This is a genomic window from Flavobacterium riviphilum, assembly GCF_055231795.1.
Window position 1 is genome coordinate 48,001 of sequence record NZ_JBUYSY010000016.1, and the last position, 6,181, is coordinate 54,181.

General features: G+C 35.7%; 5 protein-coding genes. All 5 read right to left on the reverse strand.

Annotated features, from left to right (window positions below):
* Nucleotides 1-28: 28 nt before the first annotated feature.
* Genes wecC through ACZIX2_RS12365 form a run of 5 tightly spaced genes read right to left on the reverse strand, consistent with a single transcriptional unit; the run spans nt 29 to nt 5,130 of the window.
* Entirely contained in the window at nt 29-1,246 is a 1,218-nt protein-coding gene (gene wecC / locus ACZIX2_RS12345) for a UDP-N-acetyl-D-mannosamine dehydrogenase (RefSeq protein ID WP_463340397.1), read from the reverse strand.
* Nucleotides 1,247-1,250: 4 nt separating this feature from the next.
* A complete protein-coding gene (gene wecB, locus ACZIX2_RS12350) occupies nt 1,251-2,372 on the reverse strand; it encodes a non-hydrolyzing UDP-N-acetylglucosamine 2-epimerase (RefSeq protein WP_463340398.1) in 1,122 nt (373 codons plus the stop codon).
* A 17-nt stretch (nt 2,373-2,389) separates the two neighbouring features.
* Nucleotides 2,390-3,664 (reverse strand): nucleotide sugar dehydrogenase, encoded by a 1,275-nt coding sequence (locus ACZIX2_RS12355; protein WP_463340399.1) that lies wholly within the window; start codon nt 3,662-3,664, stop codon nt 2,390-2,392.
* A gap of 39 nt (nt 3,665-3,703) precedes the next feature.
* Entirely contained in the window at nt 3,704-4,669 is a 966-nt protein-coding gene (locus ACZIX2_RS12360) for an SDR family oxidoreductase (protein WP_463340400.1), read from the reverse strand.
* Nucleotides 4,670-4,707: 38 nt separating this feature from the next.
* Nucleotides 4,708-5,130, reverse strand: a complete 423-nt coding sequence (locus ACZIX2_RS12365) for an adenylyltransferase/cytidyltransferase family protein (protein ID WP_463340401.1) — start codon at nt 5,128-5,130, stop codon at nt 4,708-4,710.
* Nucleotides 5,131-6,181 lie beyond the last annotated feature (1,051 nt).

The window sequence follows — 6,181 nt, forward strand, 5'->3', positions numbered from 1 at the left end:
AAAAAAAACATGATTAATAACCATTTTGTTAAATTCTATTATTTACACCGCAAAAGTCTAATACTACTTTATCTTTAGAAATTTCTAATTCTTTAAACTCATCATGAGCTACTAAAAAAACAATTATATCAGCCTTATTCATTGCTTCTTTGTAATCGGTCAGCTTAAAAACCTTGTGGGTCGCTATATTGGGTTCAACAATAAAACATTCATCATCGTGGGAATCTTGTAATATTTTTTGAGCAATATACTTTGCCGGCGACTCTCTCAAATCGTCAATATTCGGCTTAAAAGCCAATCCCATAATGGCAACACTTGCTTTTCTACCATGTTTTAGTTGAAACTCTAATTTTGCTGTTTTTACTTTTTCAGCACACCAAAAAGATTTATAATTATTTATTTCTCTTGCCGTAGCAATTATCTTAGATTCCATAGGATAATCAGCCACAATAAAATATGGATCCACTGCAATACAGTGTCCTCCTACTCCGCATCCTGGCTGAAGAATATTTACTCTCGGGTGTTTATTAGCCAATTGTATCAATTCCCATACATCAATATCTGCTTTGTCGCAAATTAAAGATAATTCATTAGCAAAAGCTATTTGAACATCACGAGAGGAGTTTTCAGTTAACTTACACATCTCCGCAGTTCTAGCGTTTGTTTTATGTAGATCTCCTTTTACAAATTGTTTATAAAAAGCTACAGCTCTTTCTGTCGAAACTTCATTAACTCCGCCTATTACTCTATCATTATGTACTAATTCATACATAACATTACCTGGCAAAACCCTTTCAGGACAATATGCTATGTACAATTTATCTAATAAATCAGGTCGTTTGTTATAAATCAATTTCATCATCTTTTCCGTTGTTCCTATAGGCGAAGTTGATTCAATAATGTATAAATCATGTTCTTTTAGTAAAGGAAGTATTGCCATTGTAGCAGCTTCTACAAAGGAAATATCTGGTTCATTTTTTGCCTTAAATGGGGTGGGTACAACTATCAAATAAGTGCTTGCTGTTATAGGAGTCGTTGAGGCTTTAAAAAAACCTGCAGTAACCGCATTAGCTACAGCTTCATCCAAACTCGGTTCCACGATATGAATCTTTCCCTCATTAATAATTCGTACGACCTCAGGGTTGATATCAACTCCATGAACAGGGATGTTATTGTTCGCAATTAAAGCAGCGGTAGGTAATCCAATATACCCTAGTCCAATCATTACAACACTATTATTATTCATTGTATTATTTTAAAGAAATTATAAAATCTATAATACGTTCACATGCTTTACCATCTCCATATGGATTATGCAAAGCACTCATTTTTTGGTAGTTCTCTATATTCGACAATAAGTCATTACATTCATTAATTATTTTAGCTGTATTAGTTCCAACTAAAATAACAGTTCCTGCCTCAACAGCTTCAGGACGTTCTGTAGTATCTCGCATTACCAAAACTGGTTTACCTAAACTTGGAGCTTCTTCTTGCACCCCTCCTGAATCGGTAATAATCAAATAGGACTGATTCATTAACCAAACGAAAGCAGGATAGGCCAAAGGTTCTATTAAATAAACATTTGAAATATTTCCCAATATTTGATAAACCGGACCTTTAACATTGGGATTCAAATGCACTGGATACACAATCTTGGCTTCTGGATTTTGCATCGCAATTGTTTTTAAAGCCTCGCAAATATTGATAAAACCTTGTCCATGGTTTTCTCTACGATGGCCTGTAACTAAAATTAACTGCTTTGTATTACCAATAATTGTTTTTAATTGATCAATCTCAGAATTTAAAATGGAATTCACTTTTACTGAGCTTTCTAATAAAGCATCAATAACAGTATTACCAGTAACTAAAATAGTACCTTCATTAACATTTTCAGCTAACAAATTCATTTTTGACTGTTCAGTCGGAGCAAAATGAAAATCCGCAATTCTACCCGTAACTTGACGGTTAATTTCTTCCGGAAAAGGAGAATATTTATTATTGGTTCGCAAACCAGCTTCTACATGGCAAACTTTTGCTCCTGCATAAAAAGAAGCTATACTTGCTGCCATCGTAGTCGAAGTATCTCCGTGAACAAATACAAAATCAGGCTTATATTCCTCCAAAACAGGCTTTAAACCTAAAATAATATCAGATGTCAAGGAGTACAAATTTTGATTCGGCTTCATTAAATCTAGATCATAATCTGGAATGATTTCAAAAAAATCTAAAACTTGATCTAACATCTCTCTATGTTGCGCTGTAACACAAACTCTTGTTTCAAATCTCTCTCTATGTATATTGAACTCATTGACAAGAGGAGCCATTTTTATAGCTTCTGGTCTAGTTCCAAATATTATTAAATTTTTAATCATTAAACTAATTTTAAATATTATAATCTTCCGTCAACTTCTCTGCCCAAAATACCTTTCACATCATACAAAACACTATTCTTCTTTCTAATACTTTTAAAATTCATAGAATAAAACTCTTTATGTGCAACTCCCAATACTATAGAATCAAATTTATCAATTGGCATATTTGCAGTAATTTTCAATTCATATTCATGATTGACCTCAGAAGGGTTTGCCCATGGATCATAAATACTTATCGTAATGCCATAGTCTAAAAATGCTGCAATCATATCCACAATTTTTGTATTACGCACATCTGGACAATTTTCCTTAAAGGTAATCCCAAGCATTAATAAGCTAGCTCCTTTAACCGCTATCCCTTTTTTAATCATCAATTTCACAACTTGTGAAGCTACATATTCACCCATGCTGTCATTCATTCTGCGCCCAGCTAAAATAATTTCGGGATGGTAGCCAAATTCCTGAGCGCGTTGTGCCAAATAATAAGGATCTACTCCAATACAATGTCCTCCCACTAATCCCGGTTTAAAAGGTAAGAAATTCCATTTAGTCCCAGCCGCTTCCAATACCGCATGAGTATCAATATCCATTAAATTAAAAATTTTAGCCAATTCGTTGACAAATGCAATATTAATATCGCGTTGCGAGTTTTCAATTACCTTAGCAGCTTCAGCCACTTTAATCGAAGGTGCCAAATGCGTACCGGCAGTAATCACACTTTTATACAAAGTATCTACTTCAAGCCCTATGGCAGGTGTGGAGCCTGAGGTTACTTTCAATATTTTCTCTACGGTATGTTCTTTGTCACCCGGGTTGATACGTTCAGGCGAATACCCTGCAAAAAAATCAACATTAAATTGTAAGCCTGAAATTTTTTCCAAAACTGGCACACACTCCTCTTCGGTGACTCCAGGATACACAGTAGATTCATAAATAACAATATCGCCTTTTTTCAAAACTTTACCTACCGTTTCACTGGCTTTGTACAATGGTGTCAAATCAGGGCGGTTGTTTTTATCCACAGGTGTAGGTACAGTAACAATGTAAACGTTACACTCTTTTAAAATAGCTAAATCATTAGTACAATACAAGCCCGTTCCCTCCGAAAACTGATCCACTACTACGGCTTGTAAAATAGCATCTTCCACTTCCAAAGTACTATCGTGGCCGCTAGTAAGCTCTTTTATTCTTTTTTCGTTGATATCAAAACCAACTACGGGATATTTTGTGGCAAACAAACGTGCTAAAGGAAGTCCTACGTATCCTAGACCAATAATGGCAATTTTTTTCATTAAACCTATTTTATAACAATATTAGATTTGAAAAATTAATTAATTCAAATGAGTAAAATACCATGCTACTGCTTCTTGCAACCCTTGTTGAATAGAAAATTGAGGAGCATACCCTAACAACTGTTTTGCTTTAGTAATACTTGCCAAAGAATGAGGGATATCTCCGGCTCTATTTGGACCATGTATCACTTCAACATCGGCAATTTTTGAATCAAAAGCAGACAAATATTCCTTCAGTAATCCAACTAATTGCGTCAACGTAGTTCTATCACCAAAAGCAGTGTTATATACCGTATTTATCGCTTCAGGGTTTTGAGTAGTCATCGCCAACTCATTCATCTGAATCACATTATCTATATAAGTAAAATCTCTAGAATACAACCCGTCACCATTAATCACAGGACTTTCATGCTTCATAAATTGCATGACAAATTTAGGAATAACAGCTGCATAAGCTCCATTGGGATCTTGCCTTCTGCCAAACACATTAAAATAACGCAAGCCTATAGTTTCTATCCCATAAGTTTTTGAAAAAATATCGGCATACAATTCGTTTACATATTTAGTGATGGCGTAAGGAGATAAAGGTTTTCCAATAACGTCCTCTACCTTTGGTAAACCTTGAGAATCTCCATAAGTAGAAGAACTAGCAGCATAAACAAAACGTTTCACCTTTGCATCACGAGCAGCGGTAAGCATATTTAAAAAACCTGAAACATTTACATCATTGGTCGTAATGGGATCATTGATAGAACGAGGCACAGACCCCAAAGCCGCTTGATGTAAGACATAATCTACTCCTTCCACTGCTTGTTGACAATCCGAAAAATTTCGAATATCTCCTTCGATCAAAGTATAATTTGGATTCTCTAAAAAAGGCGCAACATTATGACGATGACCCGTAGCAAAGTTATCTAAACAAACTATGTCGTACCCTTTTGCTAAAAAATATTCTGTTAAATTGGAACCTATAAAACCGGCTCCGCCTGTGATTAAAATTTTCATTTTCTATACTTAATAGTTACACCTTAACTCTATTTTAGTTATTCTCGCACCATTTCCTTCTGATGCACTTCCCTACGTAATCCCGAACTCGAAAATCGATGATCCCGTGTATTGTAATACAACTCAATCCCTTTGGCTTCGCAATACATTCTTCCAGTAAAATTTTGTTCTCGGTATTCATCGCCTACAATACGCACATCAATTTTAAAAGAGCGTAAAATATCTTCTAAATCTTGCTCCGTAGCGTAAGGCACTATTTCGTCTACGAATTTACAGCCTTTCAATTGGATATATCGTTCCACCACGGTTTGTACCGGACGGTTTTTTTCTGGGCGGTCCAAAGTAGGATCCGTTTGCAAACCTACAATTAAATAATCACATTGTCGCTTGGCTTCTTCTAACATTTTGATATGTCCCGCATGCAAGAGATCAAAAGCGCTGAAAGTAATTCCTATTTTCATATCGTTAAGCCCCCTAGCCCCCGAAGGGGGAACTAAGTAGATGGCGTTTATTTTTTAATTTTTTAATTCAACTGGCTGTTGGCTTTTGGCTGTTGGCTATTGGGTTTTGGTTGTCCGTTGTTGGTTATCGGGGTTCGGCTAAGATATTATCTGATTAGTATCGAGAAAATTACGCCTTCTCTTCGTTTGTGCTTAGTATCAATTGCTCTATTTCACTATACTCTTCTCTACTCTAAATTTTAATACTTATTAATTTGCATACACTGTTCCCAAATTTTAGATCATCATTTTCACCCGAAAGCTTACGGTACTTACCTCATCTCACGGCTTCGCCGCTGTGAGTCCCATTTGAGACCACATACGGTAGTAATTTTCGGCAAATGTAATTTAAAATCACAATAAAATACCTACTTATTTTAACTTAATTTTATAATTTAACATAAATTTTATGCAAATTTTTTGAAGAGTTTCATCAACTACTTCACGGAAAACAAATTATAACAACACACCCAACACACTCAAAAAACCAACGGTTCAGAAAGCCCTCCACTCCTACAAGAGTTTATATAGCTATTATCATCTTTTACCGTTACAACACAAATGACTTACCCTATATATCTGAGCACTCAGAGCTGAATAGTAACCGCAAGGGGCGCAAAGGACTACGCAAAGTACCACCCCATGAACAACGTATCTTCACTAGGTTCGACAGCACAAATGAACTACCATTACAAAGATTCCTTTTAGACCTTAAACGTCTAATCTAGTGATTTCAGGTCATTTTTATACCCCTCCCTAAGCCTCGGAATCGGGACTATTTTCTACTTTCTAACTTCTATCCGTCACCTTAAGTGTAGTAGAAGTGCAGTTGAGAGGTAACGACGGTTCTCGACTGCGCTCGAACTGACAAAATGGACTATACTAAACAAGTTATTAATAAAACAATCCTGTTGCCTCATCGAGCAGTTTTCCTGAGCGATGTCGAAGTACAGTTGAGAGGTAAAGATGGTTCTCGACTGCGCTCGAACTGACAAAATGGACTATACTAAAC

Bases quoted from the DNA above. Each gene is read 5' to 3' on its own strand.
- wecC (WP_463340397.1), bottom strand. From the start codon at position 1,246: ATGAATAATAATAGTGTTGTAATGATTGGACTAGGGTATATTGGATTA.
- wecB (WP_463340398.1), bottom strand. From the start codon at position 2,372: ATGATTAAAAATTTAATAATATTTGGAACTAGACCAGAAGCTATAAAA.
- ACZIX2_RS12355 (WP_463340399.1), bottom strand. From the start codon at position 3,664: ATGAAAAAAATTGCCATTATTGGTCTAGGATACGTAGGACTTCCTTTA.
- ACZIX2_RS12360 (WP_463340400.1), bottom strand. From the start codon at position 4,669: ATGAAAATTTTAATCACAGGCGGAGCCGGTTTTATAGGTTCCAATTTA.
- ACZIX2_RS12365 (WP_463340401.1), bottom strand. From the start codon at position 5,130: ATGAAAATAGGAATTACTTTCAGCGCTTTTGATCTCTTGCATGCGGGA.